The 19,644-nt window shown below is 35.9% G+C and carries 10 protein-coding genes; 7 read left to right on the top strand and 3 right to left on the bottom strand.

Annotated elements, in window-relative coordinates; genetic code table 11:
- Nucleotides 1-22: 22 nt before the first annotated feature.
- The 7 genes from purL to EJA19_RS10290 all read left to right on the top strand — a co-directional run bounded on the left by purL (nucleotide 23) and on the right by EJA19_RS10290 (nucleotide 18,026).
- Nucleotides 23-3,688: a phosphoribosylformylglycinamidine synthase gene (gene purL, locus EJA19_RS10320; RefSeq protein WP_125468288.1), complete on the top strand. Its 3,666-nt coding sequence runs from the start codon at nucleotides 23-25 to the stop codon at nucleotides 3,686-3,688.
- 768 nt (nucleotides 3,689-4,456) lie between these two features.
- Nucleotides 4,457-5,764, top strand: coding sequence for a sensor histidine kinase (locus EJA19_RS10315; protein ID WP_125468287.1), 1,308 nt, complete (start codon nucleotides 4,457-4,459; stop codon nucleotides 5,762-5,764).
- Between the two features lie 3 nt (nucleotides 5,765-5,767).
- Complete coding sequence (locus EJA19_RS10310) at nucleotides 5,768-6,397, top strand: response regulator transcription factor (protein ID WP_125468286.1); 630 nt, start codon at nucleotides 5,768-5,770, stop codon at nucleotides 6,395-6,397.
- A 222-nt stretch (nucleotides 6,398-6,619) separates the two neighbouring features.
- Nucleotides 6,620-12,583, top strand: coding sequence for a T9SS type A sorting domain-containing protein (locus tag EJA19_RS10305; RefSeq protein WP_125468285.1), 5,964 nt, complete (start codon nucleotides 6,620-6,622; stop codon nucleotides 12,581-12,583).
- Nucleotides 12,584-12,726: 143 nt separating this feature from the next.
- On the top strand, nucleotides 12,727-16,584 hold the full coding sequence (locus EJA19_RS10300) for a choice-of-anchor Q domain-containing protein (RefSeq protein WP_125468284.1): 3,858 nt from the start codon (nucleotides 12,727-12,729) through the stop codon (nucleotides 16,582-16,584).
- Nucleotides 16,585-16,680: 96 nt separating this feature from the next.
- Nucleotides 16,681-17,148 (top strand): T9SS type A sorting domain-containing protein, encoded by a 468-nt coding sequence (locus EJA19_RS10295; protein WP_125468283.1) that lies wholly within the window; start codon nucleotides 16,681-16,683, stop codon nucleotides 17,146-17,148.
- A gap of 5 nt (nucleotides 17,149-17,153) precedes the next feature.
- The gene (locus EJA19_RS10290; RefSeq protein WP_125468282.1) at nucleotides 17,154-18,026 is read left to right on the top strand and encodes a hypothetical protein; all 873 of its coding nucleotides are present in this window, start codon (nucleotides 17,154-17,156) and stop codon (nucleotides 18,024-18,026) included.
- Between the two features lie 73 nt (nucleotides 18,027-18,099).
- On the opposite strand, the gene EJA19_RS10285 is transcribed toward EJA19_RS10290, so the two are convergent.
- Genes EJA19_RS10285 through EJA19_RS10275 form a run of 3 tightly spaced genes read right to left on the bottom strand, consistent with a single transcriptional unit; the run spans nucleotide 18,100 to nucleotide 19,622 of the window.
- Nucleotides 18,100-18,774, bottom strand: a complete 675-nt coding sequence (locus tag EJA19_RS10285) for a hypothetical protein (protein ID WP_125468281.1) — start codon at nucleotides 18,772-18,774, stop codon at nucleotides 18,100-18,102.
- 24 nt (nucleotides 18,775-18,798) lie between these two features.
- Nucleotides 18,799-19,344, bottom strand: a complete 546-nt coding sequence (locus EJA19_RS10280; protein ID WP_125468280.1) for a hypothetical protein — start codon at nucleotides 19,342-19,344, stop codon at nucleotides 18,799-18,801.
- A gap of 26 nt (nucleotides 19,345-19,370) precedes the next feature.
- On the bottom strand, nucleotides 19,371-19,622 hold the full coding sequence (locus tag EJA19_RS10275) for a hypothetical protein (protein WP_125468279.1): 252 nt from the start codon (nucleotides 19,620-19,622) through the stop codon (nucleotides 19,371-19,373).
- Nucleotides 19,623-19,644: the final 22 nt, after the last annotated feature.

The following is a 19,644-nucleotide window of genomic DNA, read 5'->3' as shown; positions in this document are numbered from 1 at the left end:
ACACAACTATAACATTTACATAATGATTCATTTCTTTGGAAACACAAATAGCAAAGTTTTTGCTGTTCAAACAACAAAAGAATTATCAACGGACACCATCTCAAAGTTAGTATGGTTATTTGGCAACCAGCCTAAAATAGAGCAAGCATCATTGGATGCTTTTTTTGTTGGACCTCGTGCCGCTATGATTACGCCCTGGAGTACCAACGCGGTAGAAATCACTCAAAATATGGGGATTGAAGACATCATCAGAATTGAGGAATTCGAAGCTGTTTCTGAAGATTTCAAAGATTTTGATCCGATGATTTCTGAAAAATTCAACGGCTTAAATCAAGAATCATTCACAATAGATATCAAGCCAGAACCTATTCTGGATATTGAAGATATCGCGGCTTACAACATTCAGGAAGGACTTTCTTTAAGTGATGAAGAAGTAGCTTACTTAGAAGGTGTTTCTGAAAAAATTGGTCGCCCGTTAACCGACTCTGAAGTATTCGGTTTCTCACAAGTAAACAGTGAGCACTGTCGTCACAAAATTTTTAACGGAACATTTATTATTGATGGTGAAGAAAAACCGACATCATTATTTAAAATGATTCGTAAAACGTCTGAAACCAATCCTAACGATATCGTTTCAGCATATAAAGACAACGTTGCTTTTGTAAAGGGACCTGTTGTTGAGCAATTCGCTCCTAAAACTGCTGACAAGCCCGATTTTTACGAAACTAAAGAATTTGAATCTGTTATTTCATTAAAAGCGGAAACGCACAACTTCCCAACTACTGTAGAGCCATTTAATGGTGCTGCAACAGGATCGGGAGGTGAAATTCGTGATCGTTTAGCAGGTGGTAAAGGCTCGTTACCTTTAGCTGGTACTGCGGTTTATATGACATCTTACTCGCGTCTGGAAGAAAACCGTCCTTGGGAACAGGCTATGGACGAGCGCAAGTGGTTATACCAAACGCCAATGGATATCTTAATTAAAGCGTCTAATGGTGCTTCAGATTTTGGTAACAAATTCGGTCAGCCATTAATCTGTGGTTCTGTCCTAACATTCGAGCACGAAGAAGATGCCAGAAAATTAGGTTTCGATAAAGTCATTATGCAAGCCGGAGGTATTGGGTATGGTAAAGCTGAACAAGCTTTAAAAGACACCCCTAAAACTGGTGACAAAGTAGTTATCCTTGGTGGTGAAAACTACCGTATTGGTATGGGTGGTGCTGCGGTATCATCGGCTGATACAGGAGAATTTGAATCAGGTATCGAATTAAACGCGGTACAACGTTCGAATCCTGAAATGCAAAAACGTGCTGCCAATGCAGTTCGTGGTATGGTTGAAAGCGATGAAAACTACATTGTTTCTATTCACGATCACGGTGCGGGTGGACACTTAAACTGTTTATCTGAATTAGTTGAAGAAACTGGTGGACACATCGATTTAGATAAATTACCTGTAGGAGACCCTACACTATCTGACAAGGAAATTATCGGTAACGAATCTCAGGAACGTATGGGATTAGTTATTGCCGAAAAACATATTGAAACATTACAAAAAATTGCCGATCGTGAGCGTTCACCAATGTATACTGTTGGTGATGTAACCGGTAATCACCGTTTCACATTTGAATCTAAAACCAATGGGCATAAACCAATGGATTTAGCCATGGATGATATGTTTGGAAGTTCTCCAAAAACATTCATGTACGATAAAAAAGTAGCTCGCAATTACGCCGATGTTGCTTACAATAAAGAAAACTTCTACAATTATTTAGACCAGTTATTACAATTAGAGGCTGTCGCTTCTAAAGATTGGTTAACCAATAAAGTAGACCGTTGTGTTGGTGGAAAAGTAGCAAAACAACAATGTGTTGGTCCATTACAAATTCCATTAAACAATGTTGGTGTGATGGCCTTAGATTTTAAAGGCAAAGAAGGTATCGCAACGTCTATCGGTCACTCACCTGTTTCTGGATTAATCAATCCGGTGGCAGGAAGTAGAAACTCGATTACTGAAGCCTTAACCAACATTATTTGGGCGCCTTTAAAAGACGGATTACAAAATGTATCGTTATCGGCAAACTGGATGTGGCCTTGTAAAAATGAAGGTGAAGATGCACGTTTATACGAAGCTGTTGAAGCGGTTTCAGAATTCGCCATCGATTTAGGTATCAACGTTCCTACCGGAAAGGATTCCTTATCCATGAAGCAAAAATACCCTAACGAAGAGGTTATTGCTCCTGGTACGGTAATTATTTCGGCTGCTGCAAACTGTATCGATATTAATAAAGTGGTTGAGCCTGTATTCCAAAAAGGAGCTGGTGATGTGTATTATATCAACCTATCTCAAGACAACTTTAAATTAGGCGGAAGTTCATTTGCTCAGGTGGTTAACAAAATTGGTAATGATACGCCAAATGTTCAATCTGCTGCTTACGTTAAAAACGTATTCAACACCATTCAACAATTAATTCTTGACGGACAAATTGTTGCAGGACACGATGTAGCTTCTGGTGGTTTAATTACTACCTTATTAGAGTTATGTTTTGCTGACAACAATTTAGGTGCAGAATTAGATATTACCGCTTTAGCTGAAAACGATTCGTTTAAAGTGTTGTTTGCTGAAAATGCTGGTTTAGTGATTCAGTCGAAAGATGCTTCAATCGAAACGGCGTTATCTGCTGCCAATATTGATTTCTTCAACATTGGTAAAGTAACAGAAAGCGACACGCTAAGCGTGATTAATAATACTGATGCATTTACTATGACCATCTCTAAATTAAGAGATATGTGGTACAAAACATCATTCTTATTAGATCAAAAACAAACGGCTAACGGTTTAGCACAAGACCGTTACGACAATTATAAAAATCAGCCATTACAGTACACCTTCCCAAGTCACTTTACAGGGAAACTTCCTGTAATCGATGCAAGTAAGCCAAGACCGAAAGCAGCGATTTTACGTGAAAAAGGAAGTAACTCCGAGCGTGAAATGGCAAACGCGATGTACTTAGCTGGATTTGATGTAAAAGACGTGCACATGACCGATTTAATTTCTGGTCGTGAAACCCTTGAAGACATACAGTTCTTAGGCGCTGTTGGTGGATTCTCAAACTCAGACGTTTTAGGTTCTGCTAAAGGTTGGGCCGGAGCTATCAAATACAACGAAAAAGCGAATGAAGTGATTAAAAATTTCTTCAAACGTGAAGATACGTTATCGGTTGGTATTTGTAACGGTTGTCAGTTATGGATGGAATTAGAATTAATTAACCCTGAGCATGATGTTCATGGTAAAATGGTTCATAATGATTCTCATAAACACGAAAGTTCATTTACTTCTGTAACTATTCAGGAAAACAATTCTGCAATGTTATCAAGTTTAGCAGGAAGTACTTTAGGAGTTTGGATTTCTCACGGTGAAGGTAAATTTAACTTACCAAAATCTGAAGACCAATACAACATTGTTGGTACATACGCTTACGCGGAATACCCACACAACCCTAATGGTTCAGATTACAACACCGCTATGCTATGTGATGCAACAGGTCGTCACTTAGTAACGATGCCACACATTGAGCGTTCTACATTCCAATGGAACTGGGCACACTACCCAAGCAACAGACAAGACGAAGTTTCGCCTTGGGTTGAAGCTTTTGTGAATGCCAGAGAGTGGATTGAAAATAAAAAGTAATCTTTATATTTATAGTAAAAAATACTGAGGATTAACATAAAACACATACTTGTCTTAACCTATTTATTATTTTTCTGTGTTTCTATTCAAGCACAGAACAATTACTCTTTTGAAAGATTTAAAACAAAATTAAACCAATTACCCTCAGAAAAAGAGAAATTACAATATGTTGTTAATTATTTTGAAAAGGACTCTACTTCTATTGAAAAAGAGAGCTCTAAACTAGTTTATAGTTTTAGGAATATTGCTATTAAAAACAAAAAGTGGAATCAGGCACTTTTTCTTAACAACAAGCTAACAGAGTATTATATTTTTGAGGTATTTGATAACGACAACGCTCTAAAACTATCTAAAGAATTTTACTCTAATTTATACCATTGTAATCAACCTAAAGACATTGCTAATTTTTATATTAATTATGCAGAAGCGGCAACGTATAAACAGGAATTTAATACATCTTTAAATATTTTAAACGAATGTATTGAAGCTTTAAAAACATCTAAAGACACTAGCTTACAAGAATATGGTTATGCTTATTTAAAAGCTGGTGAAAACAGTGGTAAGGTCAATAATATTTCAGAAAGTGCGTCCTATTTTAAAAAGGCTAGTGAGATTTTTACGCAACAAAAAGACACGCTATATTTCTTATGGACTCAAAATGGATTAAGCACCTTATTTAGTAGTAATGGTTTATATGAAGAAGCTGAAAAAGCCAGAAAACCTATTTACAATTTGGGTCATAATACAAAGCATAAACCTGTTGTTGCAATGGCGCATTTAAGAGCTGCAATAGATGCCTACTTACAAGAACAAGAACCTGTAGAGCTTCATCATATAAAACAAGCCTTAGTAAACTCTAAATTATTACCCAAAACAGATATTAGCAAAATTGTTACAATACTTACAAATGCTTATGCTGTTGGTACTTTTGCTAGGCAAGATCAGTTACAAAAATCAGATCAAATTTTGGCACAACTACAAAGAGATAGTAGTTATATTAATAACACGCCTTTTTTAAAAACCTATTTCACTTTTGGTAAAGCACATAACGATTTAAAGCATTGTAATACAAAAACAGCAGAAAAAGCTATATTACAATTGCTGCCAGAATTAAAACAAGCCGAGGAAGTTTTAAATATATTACAAGCGCATCATACTTTAGCTACTATTTATGAGCAACAACAGGAAAATAAAAAAGCACTTACGTACTACAAATCTTACTTGCATATTAAGGACTCTTTAAACAAAAGTGCATCAAAAAAGAGATTTGCCTATGTGCAAACTCAATTTGAAGTCGAGAAAAAAGACTTAGAAATAGAAAAGCAACAAAAAAACATATTATTGCTTTCTGCTCAAAACAAAGTTAAAAATCAGGGGATTATTTTTGGAGCCATTTTTTTAATAGCTCTTTTTACTATTTTTTATTTATGGAGATCTCGTAAGTTTACTAAACACAAAATGAAACTCCAAAAAAACTTTGCTCAAGATTTAATAAGTAATGTTGAAGCAGAACGCAAGCGTATTTCTAGCGAATTACATGATAGTATTGGTCAAAATTTACTTCTCATTAAAAACAAAGTAATTTTAAACCCAGAATCGCCAAAAGACACAACATTAATAGACCATACTATAGATGAAGTTAGACATATGTCTCAACATTTGCATCCGTTTCAATTTGAAAAGTTAGGATTAATTGCATCGATAAAAAACACGGTTGAAAACTTTCAAAAAAACTCCAATATTTTTTATTCAGAAGATATAGATATACAAGATTTAAACATCTCAAAGGATAAAGAAATATTTATTTATCGTATGATTCAAGAATGTTTAAATAATGTTGAAAAACACTCACAAGCTAAAGCCTGTAATGTTATGGTCAAAGAAGCAGAGAAATATGTATTATTTCAAATAAAAGATAATGGTATTGGTTTCGACCTTACCGAAAACAGCCAACTTTTAAATAGTCTTGGGATGAAAACCCTAAAAGAGCGCGCACAAATTATACAAGCACAATTAAGTATAAATTCAGAAAAAGGAAAAGGTACAACCATTCAAATACAAGTTCCCAAAAAATAAGTTATGCCTACAACTATTTTATTAGCCGACGACCACCCTTTATTATTAAATGGCACCAAAGAGTTTTTAGAAAAAAAAGAATATCATGTAATCGCAACAGCTATTGATGGAAATGACGCTTATTTAAAAATCCTAAACTTAAAACCAAATATAGCCATTCTGGACTTCGATATGCCTAAACTTAATGGCCTTGAAGTTGCTATTGAAATAAAAAAAAACGAATTACCCACAAAGGTGGTTATCTTAACCTTACACAAACAAGAATCTATTTTAAACGAAATAGGCCATTGTATTCATGGATACATTACTAAAGATAGTGCCTTAGAAGAATTAGAGCTATGCCTTGAAACCCTAAAAAAAGGCAACACGTTTATCGGTAATAAATTAAAGAGCAGTATCCATTTTGATACCGATGACAAAAACAACATTGAACAATTATCGGTAACCGAAATAAAAATCTTAAAATACCTCAACAAAAACCTTAACAGCACACAAATAGCCGAGGAGTTATTTATTTCTAAACGCACCGTTGAAAAGCACCGTAGTAACATTATAAAAAAACTACAAATAGACTCTAGCAAACAAAACGCCCTAATTATTTGGTTAAAAAATCACCCAGAAGTTTTTAACTAATACTTTACACAATACGTAGGTCTACGTATTGATTTTAAGACAAAACTTTCACTCCTTTGCAGTTATAGTCTATTAAAGGCTATTAAAATAGAAGGGGTAGCTATTTAAAAAGGTCAAGTATAATACTTGGCCTTTTTTAGTTTCAATACGTAGGTCTACGTATTGATAATGGTTAGTAGCATAAGTAATTTTACACACCAAATAGAACTTAAATTATAACTTATGAAAAAATTACTACCCTTTATTCTTACACTAATGCTATGCCAAATAGGATTCTCACAAACCACCTACTACGTAGATGTCTCACGTCCTGACAATACAGGCAATGGTCTCTCTTGGGCTACAGCAAAAAAAGACTTACAAAACGCCTTAGATCTAACCGTGGATGGCGATGAGGTACGCGTAGCCTCGGGCACCTATCATCCCAATTCAGCACCAGGTACTACACTTACAAACCCTACCGAGTTTTATTTTTGGATGAACACAAACATAAATCTTAAAGGAAGTTATGACCCTAGTACCGACACCCAAGATTTCAGCAATCCTTCCATTCTCTCTGGAGATTTAGGCACTACCAACACGGTACACGTATTAGTAACTACCAACCTCAACAATACTGCACTGGTAGAGGGTTTTAACATAACAGGCGGAGCTGCCGTACATAACTCAGGGAGCGTAACCATTGGTGGGCATACATTACAATATAGAGAAGGTGGTGGTATGTATAATGCTTCGTCTTCCCCTAACTTAGTCAATGTAACTTTTTATAACAATTCTGCATTATATTATGGAGGTGGAATATATAACGCCTCATCTTCCCCAAACCTAGTCAATGTAGCCTTTTATAACAATTCTTCATCAAGTTGGGGAGGTGGAATGTTCAATGCCTCATCTTCACCTAACTTAGTCAATGTAACCTTTGTTAATAATTCTGCTAATTATGGTGGTGGGATGTATAATAATAACTCATCAAATGCATCATTATTCAACACAGTTTTATATGCTAATGGTGATGATATTTATAATGTTAGTGGCTTTAGCTTTAGCGCCAACAACTTTAGTGAAAATTTTACAGGTACAGGTTTTACCCAACTTACCACTAACCCTTTTGTAGACAGTAGCGACCCTATTGGCGCCGATGGTATTTGGAATACCGCAGATGATGGCTTATACCCTGCCAATGGTAGCGTACTTATAAATGCTGGAGACAATAGTTTTAATACAGAAGCAACCGATATTACAGGCAACCCAAGAGTTTTATTTAATACTATTGATGCTGGAGCGTATGAAGTTTTTAATCTACAACCCGATGCCAATAACATTTTATACGTTAACAAAAATGCAAGTGGAGGCGATGGTAGTGGAAATTCATGGGCAAACGCCGTAACCGAATTAGCCGAAGCTTCACTTTGGGCAAATAGCATACAAGATATGGCTTGGCAAACTACACCTTTACAAATTTGGGTCGCTACAGGTACGTACACACCAGGAACAGAACAAACAGACAGCTTTACCATTCCTAGCAACGTTATTGTTCTTGGTGGCTTTAATGGTACAGAAACCACTACAGATGAACGCAACTGGGCAGAAAACCCAACCATTTTAAGTGGTGATTTAAACAATAGCCAAACCGCGAATGAAGGTGACAGCCATACCATTGTCACCATGCTAGGAGATAATGCCGAAATAAACGGCTTTTTCATACAATGGAGCTTTGCCGATGATGGCACCGATCACTCACAACCAGATATTGGACGTTCTGGTGCTGGAGTCTATAACAATGGCGACAACCGCATTTACAATTGTACCTTAAGAAGTAACGTAGCAGATACAACAGACGACCCTGAAATTGGTACTGGTGCTGGTTTGGTATCGTTTGGTGGCACACTAGACATTATAAATTGTCTTTTTAACTCAAATACCGCTTCAGCTAATGGTGGTGCTATGTCTGCTGAAAGCGGCACTATAAATATTATTAACTGTACTATTGCCAATAATAACGCCAACAAAGGTGGTGGTGTCCATTTTTATAATGGTAATATAAACACTACTAATACAATTTTCACCAATAACAACGGAACTAATGGTAACATAAATGATGATGGTGGCGCTGGTACAGGAACCGCCAACTATTGTTTGTTCTATAATGCAACTACTGGAAATGATGGTAACCTACCACCTAATATTACTGGAAACAATAATATAGAAAACACTGATCCGATTTATACTAATGGGTACCAAATAGTATACAGCTCACTTGCTACAGATGCTGGCGATAATACCGCCAACCCCTTATCACTAGACCTAAATGCTCAAAATAGAATATCTAATACAACCATAGATATTGGCGCTTATGAGTTTCAAAACAATTTACAACCTGATGCTAATAACATTATTTACGTAAACAAAAATGTAAGTGGCGGCAATGAGATAGGCAACTCTTGGACAAATGCTGTACCAGAATTAGCCGATGCCTTACTTTGGGCAAGTAGCTTACAAGATACAGCTTGGGAAACTACGCCTTTACAAATCTGGGTAGCTGGTGGAACCTATAACCCAAAATATAGCCCAGAAGACGGTGTTAATTTTGGAACAGATCAAGGCAGAGAAAATGCTTTTTTAATGGTCGCAAATGTACAACTATACGGTGGCTTCGCAGGTAATGAAACTTCTTTAGCTGATCGCGATTTAAGCATCACTACCAATACTACAGTTTTAAGTGGCGATATTAATGGTAACGATGCGTTAATTAGCCCTGCACCTATTGCTGGTAATCCTTACACATCAACTTCTATAGCAGATAACACCTACCATGTAGTCATGGGAGCTGGTAATGTAGGTGAAGGTATTATAGATGGCTTTACGATTACTGGAGGAAATACCATAAGCAACCATGATCCTTATTATATTAATGGTTATTATTTTATTAGGAGTGCTGGAGGCGGTATTTATCTTCGAGGTTCTAACCTTAAACTTAAAAATATCATCGTATACGGAAACAATGCGGATACTTATGGTGCAGGAATAATGCTTTTAGAGAGTACCCCATCATTATTGAATGTAAACATTAATCGAAACACCTGTAATAGTCAAGGAGGAGGTTTATTCATTAATCTTAATTCTTTTCCTAATTTAACCAATGTAAGTATTACTAATAATACTGCTACGACCGGAAGCGGAGTTTATACTAGGAACTCATCACCAAGTTTTAACAACTGTATTATTTGGGGAGAGATTTACAATGATAACTCTTCACCTACCTACACAAATAGTCTTATAGAAGGAAATACCGATACTAGTAACGGTAATATTAATGCCACAGGACTAACAGAAACAGATATTTTTACCGACCCTACAAATGGTGATTTTAGTTTAATAAGTGATAGTCCTGCCGTTAATGCAGGTAACAACACAGCTTATACAAATGCTGGTGGAGATTTAATTAACGATACCGATTTAGCTGGTAACCCTAGAATTTTTGATACCACAATTGATGTTGGAGCTTACGAAGCGCAAGGTCTTTGTTCCGATTTAGGAGGAAGCGACATTGCATATGTAGATAATACGGCTACCGGAAATAATAATGGCACGAGTTGGGCCAACGCCTTTACCGATTTAGAAACCGCATTATCCTTACAAGACTGCGGCTTTACTGGTGAAATACGAGTAGCTGGTGGGCAAACGTTTAAACCATCGGCTTCACGTTTATGTACCAGTGGATGTACAAGCCCTAGAGATTATTATTTTTTAATCCACGAAGATATACAACTTAAAGGAAGTTATGATGTAAGTACAAACACTCAAGATTATAGCAACCCAACAACTTTAAGTGGCGATATTGGTAATACAGGTGATACAAGCGACAATACGTCACATGTTGTTGTAACCACCAACCTTACCAACGCTGCAAGTTTAGATGGTTTTATCATAACTAATGGAAATGCAAATTTAAATGTATATCCAACTATTAATACTATCCAAATCGAAAGTTACAGAGGTGGTGGAATGCATAATAATAATAATTCTTCCCCAACGATTACCAATACCACCTTTTTTAATAATTTTGCTAGTAGTTTAGGCGGTGGGATGTATAATAATTCTTCTTCTTCCCCTAATATTACCAATGTAAGCTTTGTTAATAATTCTTCTAGTAGTTTTGGCGGTGGGATGTATAATAATTTTTCTTCTTCCCCTAGTATTACCAATGTAAGCTTTGTTAATAATTCAGCTACTAATGGTGGTGGGATGCATAATAATAATAATTCTTCCCCAACGATTACCAATAGCACCTTTGTTAATAATTCTGCTAGTAATAGTAATGGAGGTGGCATATATAATAGTTCCTCAAATGCATCACTATTCAACACAGTTTTATATGCTAATGGCAATGATATTTATATTAATGGATCTAGCAGTCTTGATGGTTCTAGCGCCAACAATTTTAGTGAAACTTCTTATCTTCTAGGAAACCAAGGGGTAAGCTTTACCCAAATTACAGATGACCCATTTGTAGATAGCAGTAACCCTATTGGCGCCGATGGTATTTGGAATACCGCAGACGATGGTTTATATCCTGCCAATGGTAGCGTACTTATAAATGCAGGCGATAATAGTTTTAATACAGAAGCAACCGATATTACAGGAAACCTCAGAGTTTTTGATGGCACTATAGATGTTGGGGCTTATGAACAAAATCCGTGTTTGAATGTAGGTTCTATAATTTATGTAGACCAAGATGCTACTAGTGGAGCTAACGACGGTAGCTCTTGGGCAAATGCATTTACCAGTTTAGAAACCGCATTATCTTTACAAGACTGTGGCTTTACAGGCGAAATACGTGTGGCTGGTGGGCAAACGTTTAAACCATCGGCATCACGTTTGTGCAGTGACTGTAGCGACGATAGAAGTTATTATTTTTTAATACATGAAGATATTCAATTAAAAGGTAGTTTTATAGTAGGTACAGACACCCAAGACCATAGTAACTCAACCATTTTAAGTGGCGATATTGGTACTCTAAACGACAATAGCGATAACATCTACCATGTTGTTATTACCATCAACCTAACTAATGCTGCAACTATTGACGGTTTTACCATTACTAATGGGCATGCCAATTATACTAATTTTACTGTAAATGGAATTATTTTTTCAGGTAATGGTGGTGGTATGTATAACAACTACTCCTCACCTAGTATAATCAATAGCACGTTTTCTAATAATTCTTCTCCTAGAGGTGGTGGGATGTTCAATCGCTACTCATACCCTAGCATATCCAATAGCACGTTTTCTAATAATTCTGCTACCTCCAGTTTTGGTGGTGGGATGTATAACAACTACTCCTCACCTAGTATAACCAATAGCACGTTTTCTAATAATTCTTCTGTCTATTATGGTGGTGCTATGTACAATCGCTACTCAGACCCTAGCATATCCAATAGCACGTTTTCTAATAATTATGCTATCTATTTTGGTGGTGGGATGCATAACAACTACTCCTCACCTAGTATAACCAATAGCACGTTTTCTAATAATTATGCCAATGTTGGTAGTGGCATATATAATGATGGTACTTCAAACCCTGTACTTTATAATACGGTTTTGTATAATAATACTGGTAACGATATTTCTAATCACACCAATTCTTCTATTAATAACAATAGTTCCAACAACTTTAGCGAAACCTCTTATCTTTTAGGAAACCAAGGGGTAAGCTTTACCCAACTTAGCACAGACCCATTTGTAGATAGCAGCAACCCTATTGGCGCCGATGGTGTTTGGAATACCGCAGACGATGGCTTATATCCGGCTAACGGTAGTGTACTTATAAATGCAGGCGATAATAGTTTTAATACAGAAAGCACAGATATTACTGGTAACCCTAGAATTTTTGATACCACAATTGATGTTGGAGCTTATGAATTACAATCAACCTTAAGTAATAACTCTGCTAATAAAACAAATAATGAGTTCGTGGTTTACCCTAACCCAACAACCCATATGCTGTATATTCAAACTAATCTTAAACAATTTAGTTATGAATTATACAACATACAAGGGCAAAAAATTATGGCCTCTAAACAAGCTGTAAATACCATTAACACCTCACAGTTAGCTACTGGTGTTTATGTATTAAAGCTAAACAGTGGCAACAAAACACAGAGTATAAAGGTGATTAAGAAGTAAAGAAAAAATCATCAACTTAATTATCTTAAAAGGTCAAGATTGTATTCTTGGCCTTTTTTAGTTTCAATACGTAGACCTACGTATTGATAATAACTAGTAGCATAAGTAATTTAGCACTCCAAACTATTTTAATAAACACCAAAATGACTTATCTTACTCTACTAAACCGTCTTTTTTTAAAAAAGCAATACCTTTTTACATTGGTTTGTTTTGCTTTTATGCAACTCTCTTATGGGCAAGTTATTCCCTTAAACCTCAACAAACATTTTAGTCAAGCCAATGTTGTTGTCGAAGGAGAAATCACCAACTCCCAAAGCTATTGGGACACAGATAAAAAAAACATCTATACTAGTTACACACTAAGCTTAGCTCAAGTTTTAAAGGGTAATATTAACCAAGAGCAAATACAAATTGTGGTACTTGGTGGCGAAGTTAATGGGCAGTTTTTAATGGCATCACATACACTTAAACTAAATATACATGACAAAGGTGTGTTTACGTTAAAACCACTAATATCGGCAAAAGCCAACCCTAACTTTCCTGTTAATCAACAATTTCAAAGTTATGCCGGAGCGCAATCAGCATTTAAATACAGTCCTGTAAATAATAGTGTAAAAGGACTTTTTAATCAATTTCAATCAAGAGAGGCATTTTACAACACATTAAGGCAAACTTTTACACAAGCTTCTCCCCTATTACAAAGAACAACCGCTTCAACGCAAAACCAAAGCTCCAATATAACTTCTGTAACACCTAATACAGTAAGAGCTGGTGCTGGTGATATCATTACTATTTCAGGATCTAGTTTTGGCGCGACACCTGGTACGGTAACCTTTTCTAACGCCAACGATGCTGGTGCCTCACAAGTTGTCGCCTTAAGCTCACAAATAAGCTCTTGGACCGATACCTCTATAGAAGTAGAAGTTCCTTACGGTGCAGGAACTGGTAACGTATATGTAATTACAGATGGAGGCAGCAACACATTCTCAACACCATTAAACATTACATACAACTTGATGAATGTAAGCGCTGATAATAATATGGCGTATTTATTAAATCATATTGCTCAAAATAGTAGCGATGGATATGTTTGGCAAATGGAAAACAGTTTTTATAATAACTCTGCTGCTAGAGAAACTTTTATAAAATCTTTTAATTTATGGCGTTGCCAATCTGATATTAACTGGCAACTAGGAAGTACAACTACAGTAAATGAAAATGCTAATGACGATATAAACATCATTCGTTTTGCCAATTCTGGAGAAATGAATAGTACGACCTTAGGGCAATGCCTTACAAGAGGATCTTATTGCTACCCTGTTGGAGAACCAGATAATAGAAATTACTTTATTGTTGAATTAGACATTCGTTTTAATCCAGATTTCGACTGGAATTATGGCCCTGGTAACCCAACATCTAGTCAAGTTGACTTTGAAAGTGTTGCTTCTCATGAGTTGGGTCACGGTCACAACCATGGTCATGTAATAGACAATACCGCTATGATGCATTACAGTATTGCTGCAGGACAAGTAAAAAGAACTCTTAATCAAAATGATATAGATGGTGCTAATTACATGATGAGTATTAACACACAAGCAACTAGTGGTTGTTATGATACAATGATACCGTTCGGCTCTAACCCTATTGTATATGTCAACGCTAACCAAACTACTGGAAATAACGATGGTAGCTCATGGAGCAATGCCTATACTAGTCTTCAATTAGCACTACAAAATATGCCCTGTGATAACAGTCAGGAAATCTGGGTAGCTGCAGGTACTTACACACCAGGAACAGAACAAACAGACAGTTTTACCATTCCTAGCAACGTTACCGTTCTTGGAGGTTTTAATGGCACAGAAACCACTGCCGATGAACGCAACTGGGCAGAAAACCCAACCATTTTAAGTGGTGATTTAAACAATAGCCAAACCGAGAATGAAGGCGACAGCCATACCATTGTCACCATGCTTGGTGATAACGCCGAAATTAACGGCTTTTTTATACAATGGGGCTTTGCCGATGACAGCTCCGATAACTCACAACCAGCCATTGGTCGCTCTGGTGCTGGTGTATATAATAATGGCGATAACCGTATTTATAATTGTGCCATAAGAAGCAACATTGCCGATACTCCAGACGATCCTGAAATAGGTATTGGCGCTGGGTTAATATCGTTTGGTGGTACACTAGACATTATAAATTGTCTTTTTAACTCAAATACAGCTTCTGCCAATGGTGGAGCTATGTCTGCTGAAAGCGGTACCATAAATATTATTAACTGTACCATTGCCAATAATAACGCCAACAAAGGTGGTGGTGTCCATTTTTATAATGGTAGTATAAACGCTACTAATACAATTTTCACCAATAACAGCGGCACCAACGGTAATATAAATGACGATGGTGGCGCTGGTACTGGAACTGCCAGCTATTGTTTGTTCTATAATACAACTACTGGAAATGATGGTAATCTACCACCTAATATTACTGGAAACAATAATATAGAAAATACAGATCCAATCTATACTAACGGATATGAAATAAATTACGATTCACCTGCTGCCGATGCTGGCGATAACACCGCCAACCCTTTATCACTAGACCTAAACGCTCAAAATAGAATATCTAACACCACCATAGATATTGGCGCTTATGAGTTTCAAAGTTCTTGTGAAGGGCTTAATGTAAATGAAATAATCTATGTAGATGCCAATGCTACAGGCACTAATGATGGTACTGATTGGACAAACGCATTTACCGATTTAGAAGTCGCATTGTCCTTACAAGAATGTGGCCTTACTGGTGAAATTCGTGTCGCTGGCGGACAAACCTTTACACCATCAACATCTCGTTTATGTACTAATAATTGCGACAGTCCTAGAGATTATTATTTTTTAATTCATGAAAATATACAACTAAAAGGTAGTTATATAGTAGGTACAGATACTCAAGATTATAGCAACCCAACCATTTTAAGTGGTGATATAGGTAATTTAAATGATACTAGCGATAACACTTATCATGTTATTGTTACTAACCATCTAAATAGCACCAATGTTATTGATGGGTTTATAATCACAGATGGTCATGCAAATGGTAGCGACACCTTCGTTATTAATGAGCATAATATTTATAAAGACCGAGGAGCTGGCATGTATAACAACACCTCTTCTCCAACTATATATAACACAATTTTTTCTGAAAACACATCTCTATTAGAAGGAGGTGGGATATACAATTTCCTTTCAAACCCTAGTATTTATAACGCTGTTTTTTCAGAAAATGTAACCGGTATTGCTGGTGGTGGGATGTACAACAACTACTCTTATCCAAACATTTACAATGCTACCTTTTCTAAAAACTCGGCAGATTATGGTGGAGGTATCTACAATCAAAACAACTCCAACTCTACAATTTATAATACAGTATTACATAATAATACTCCTACTGATATTTACAATGATGTGACTTCTTTTATTACAGCCAGTAGTGCTAATAATTTTAGTGAAACCTCATACCTAGTTGGCAATAGCTTTACCCAACTTACAACAAGCCCTTTTGTAGATAGTAATAACCCTATTGGCGCCGATGGTATTTGGAATACCACAGACGATGGCTTATATCCAGCTAACGGTAGCGTACTTATAAATGCAGGCGACAATAGTTTTAATACAGAAAGCACAGATATTACTGGTAACCCTAGAATTTTTGATTCCACAATTGATGTTGGAGCTTACGAAGTGCAAACAATATTAAGCACAGAAAATGTTAGTACTACAGAGTTTATGGTTTATCCTAACCCAACAACCCATATGCTGTATATTCAAACTAATCTTAAACAATTTAGCTACGAGTTGTACAACATACAAGGGCAAAAAATTATGGCCTCTAAACAAACTGTAAATACTATTAACACCTCACAGTTAGCTACTGGTGTTTATGTATTAAAACTAAACAGTGGCAACAAAACACAAAGTATAAAGGTGATTAAGAAGTAAAAACGAAATCATCACATAAATTAGCTTAAAAGGTCAAGATTGTATTCTTGACCTTTTCAACATAGAAGTCTAATTAAAGTTAATCCCTTTCAAAAAATGAAAAGACTATTATTAATTACCGTATTGGGTTGTAGTGTTTACTATGGTTATTCTCAACAAAATACGTTAACATCAGGTGGCAATGCTTCTGGCACTAATGGAAAAATAAGTTATTCTATTGGAGAAATAACCTATCAACATGCTTCAACTGCCGATGGTAGTATTAACCAAGGCATGCAACAACCCTATGCTTTTGAAACGTTAGGAAAGGACGACCCAAATATAGCTTTAGAAATGGTGGCATACCCCAACCCAACAACTAACACATTACAATTAAAAACAACATACAATCCTAGCGAATTATCGTTTAAACTATTTGACCTTAACGGTAGACTACTACTAACTAAAAAGTTTACCTCACAAGCTATCACAGTAAACATGAGTACACTTACACAAGCTACGTATATTTTAAACATTTACAAAAACAACCACCAACTAGAATCTTATAAAATCATAAAAAAATAAACATCATGAAACAATTAGCTACGCTTTTTCTATTACTTACGGTGATTTCAATTCACGCGCAAACACCCGAAAAAATGAGTTACCAAACCGTTGTTTGGGATGCCGATAACACCCTATTAGCCAATACAACAGTTGGTATACAGTTAAGTATTTTACAAGGTAATGCATCTGGTACTGCTGTATATATAGAAACACATACCCCAACAACAAACCAAAACGGGTTAGTTAGTTTAGAAATTGGTACTGGGACAATAACCTCTGGAAATATAACTACTATAGATTGGAACAACGGCCCTTACTTTATAAAAACCGAAACCGATATTACAGGAGGTACAAACTATACCATTACTACAACCAACCAACTTTTAAGCGTCCCTTATGCCTTACATGCTAAAACGGCCACAACGGTAACCACACCAACCCTCATGGAACCTTATATTTTAGGTACAACTTTTCATACTGATGATGGAACATATCAGTATGGAGGACTAACAGGTTGGCAAGCAGCCAACGAAGTTTGCAAACTTGCCTATCCTAATGAGCCTTACGCAAGAGCTTTTACAGCAGAGCAAATAACACAAGCTATTATTCTTGGTAATTATTCCTCTAATACAAATTATGATAATGTCCCGTTTTGGGTTATTACATCCTCTATAACTAAAGGAGTGTTTGATGGATCTGGCTTTAATAACTCCCAAAACCTATCTGAAAATGCAGGAGATGTTTCTCGGGGGGTTAGAGGTATCATTAAATTTAACTATACAAGCATAGGAAATGGTGGAGGTCCAACCATACCACGTTTTTTTAATGTAGAACAAGATATTATGAATAATAATTCTATACCTTGTCTTTGTGGTACTTATGTACCTGCTAATTAAACGAGGTGTTCTATAAAACATAAAGGTCAAGATTGTATTCTTGGCCTTTTTTATGAATTATAAAGACATGAAACTAAAGAAACGTATAGGTAATTTTAAAAGTATGTGCATCGCCTAATGGCAGGTTATTAAAGTGCCTATATTTTTCTAAAAGATACCCCATACTAATTCTACTTTTAGTAAAGGTTTTTATCATGTAAATCCGAAATTCTCTAGAGTTTGCATAACGTTCGCCCCTAGCTGGGTCTTTTAAAAAATACCAAGTGTAACCTGTATCTACCTGCCAATGTTTTAATTTAAATATATCTAAATCGTAAAGTACCCCAAACGAATAAGTAGTACGAATATAATTTTCATTTTTTAAGCCATCGTAAATAAAATTTCGCCATTCTACTTTTCCTAATTGGTTGGCTTTTAAACCCTCTATGATTTTTGTTTTAAGACCTATACCTAACCACGGACGCAACTCTAAACCATTACTTATTTCTTCATCAAAAATATATTGAGTTGTAAAACCGCCTAATAAAGACCAAGCATTGTATTTATATGTAGCAGATCCGCTAGCATTTATACGACTCCAACTTGGGTGATCGAAAATTTGCTTATACGACACGCTTGCATCATAATTAAACCCCATGTCGTCTTTAAAAGTTTTAGCTACAGTAAGATCTAAAAAGAGATCATCCGTTTGAGAAAAACTAAGTAATGGAAAGAAAATAAAAATAATGATAAAGAGGTTTTTCCCCATAATAAAGTGGCTTGGAAATAGGTTTTAAAGTTTTCGACAAAGTACAATGCCTAGAATATAACTATCGTAAGCGTTCCATCGTAAATCGTAACTAAAAGATAAACCAACTTCCCATTTTTCGGAAATTTCTATACCATACTCGTAAGTAAATCTATTTAAAAATAGTGTTTCTTCTTTTTCAAATTCTGCTCCTGCACCCAATAAAATGGTATGATGTCCTAACCTTCTGCCTAGCATTACAGCTGGCGCAATAGGATAGCTACGTTCTATAATTTCTTCATCGCTATCTAAGTTTTCTTTTACGGCAAACTTTTCAATAATAATATCGGTATGTAAACCAACACTCCATTTTTTGGAAAACACATAATCGTAATCTAAGCTAAAACCAGGCAAGGTTATCCATTTGGAACCTGCATCTTTTACACCACTCGATATATTAACATGAGTTAAAGCAACTCCTACTTTATGAAAAGGAATGTCCTCACTGCCGTGCTCCTCATGTTCTTGGGCAACAGTTTGTGTTCCTATTAGGCACAACGTAAAAAGTAATAGGTGTTTTAATATGTTCATGGTTATACCATTTAAAAAATTCTATATTATTTAGGAAACAGAAGAATTAAAACGGCTCTAAACCCTAAATCAGCATCTTGACCATCTGGTGCATTAAGATTAAACCTTGGGCCTACTGCAAAAGAGATTTTTTGTTTGCCAAAACTTGAAAGGCCACTAAAAGTAGGGTTTAACCAAACAGTACTTGTATCGGCTTCCCAGTTTTGTGTCCATTCCATATTAAAACCTACACCGCCACCACTAGACCAGTTGTAAGTAAAAAAGGGCTGTAAGAACATTTGATTAACATCTGCTCGATCA

The sequence above is a fragment of the Mangrovimonas spongiae genome, assembly GCF_003944795.1.
Lineage (GTDB): Bacteria > Bacteroidota > Bacteroidia > Flavobacteriales > Flavobacteriaceae > Mangrovimonas > Mangrovimonas spongiae.
The sequence above is the reverse complement of the archived record's forward strand: the minus strand, read 5'-3'. Positions and strand labels throughout refer to the sequence as shown.

Coding starts and splice junctions, on each gene's coding strand:
- purL (WP_125468288.1), top strand. CDS start 23: ATGATTCATTTCTTTGGAAACACAAATAGCAAAGTTTTTGCTGTTCAA.
- EJA19_RS10315 (WP_125468287.1), top strand. CDS start 4,457: ATGGCGCATTTAAGAGCTGCAATAGATGCCTACTTACAAGAACAAGAA.
- EJA19_RS10310 (WP_125468286.1), top strand. CDS start 5,768: ATGCCTACAACTATTTTATTAGCCGACGACCACCCTTTATTATTAAAT.
- EJA19_RS10305 (WP_125468285.1), top strand. CDS start 6,620: ATGAAAAAATTACTACCCTTTATTCTTACACTAATGCTATGCCAAATA.
- EJA19_RS10300 (WP_125468284.1), top strand. CDS start 12,727: ATGACTTATCTTACTCTACTAAACCGTCTTTTTTTAAAAAAGCAATAC.
- EJA19_RS10295 (WP_125468283.1), top strand. CDS start 16,681: ATGAAAAGACTATTATTAATTACCGTATTGGGTTGTAGTGTTTACTAT.
- EJA19_RS10290 (WP_125468282.1), top strand. CDS start 17,154: ATGAAACAATTAGCTACGCTTTTTCTATTACTTACGGTGATTTCAATT.
- EJA19_RS10285 (WP_125468281.1), bottom strand. CDS start 18,774: ATGGGGAAAAACCTCTTTATCATTATTTTTATTTTCTTTCCATTACTT.
- EJA19_RS10280 (WP_125468280.1), bottom strand. CDS start 19,344: ATGAACATATTAAAACACCTATTACTTTTTACGTTGTGCCTAATAGGA.
- EJA19_RS10275 (WP_125468279.1), bottom strand. CDS start 19,622: ATGTTCTTACAGCCCTTTTTTACTTACAACTGGTCTAGTGGTGGCGGT.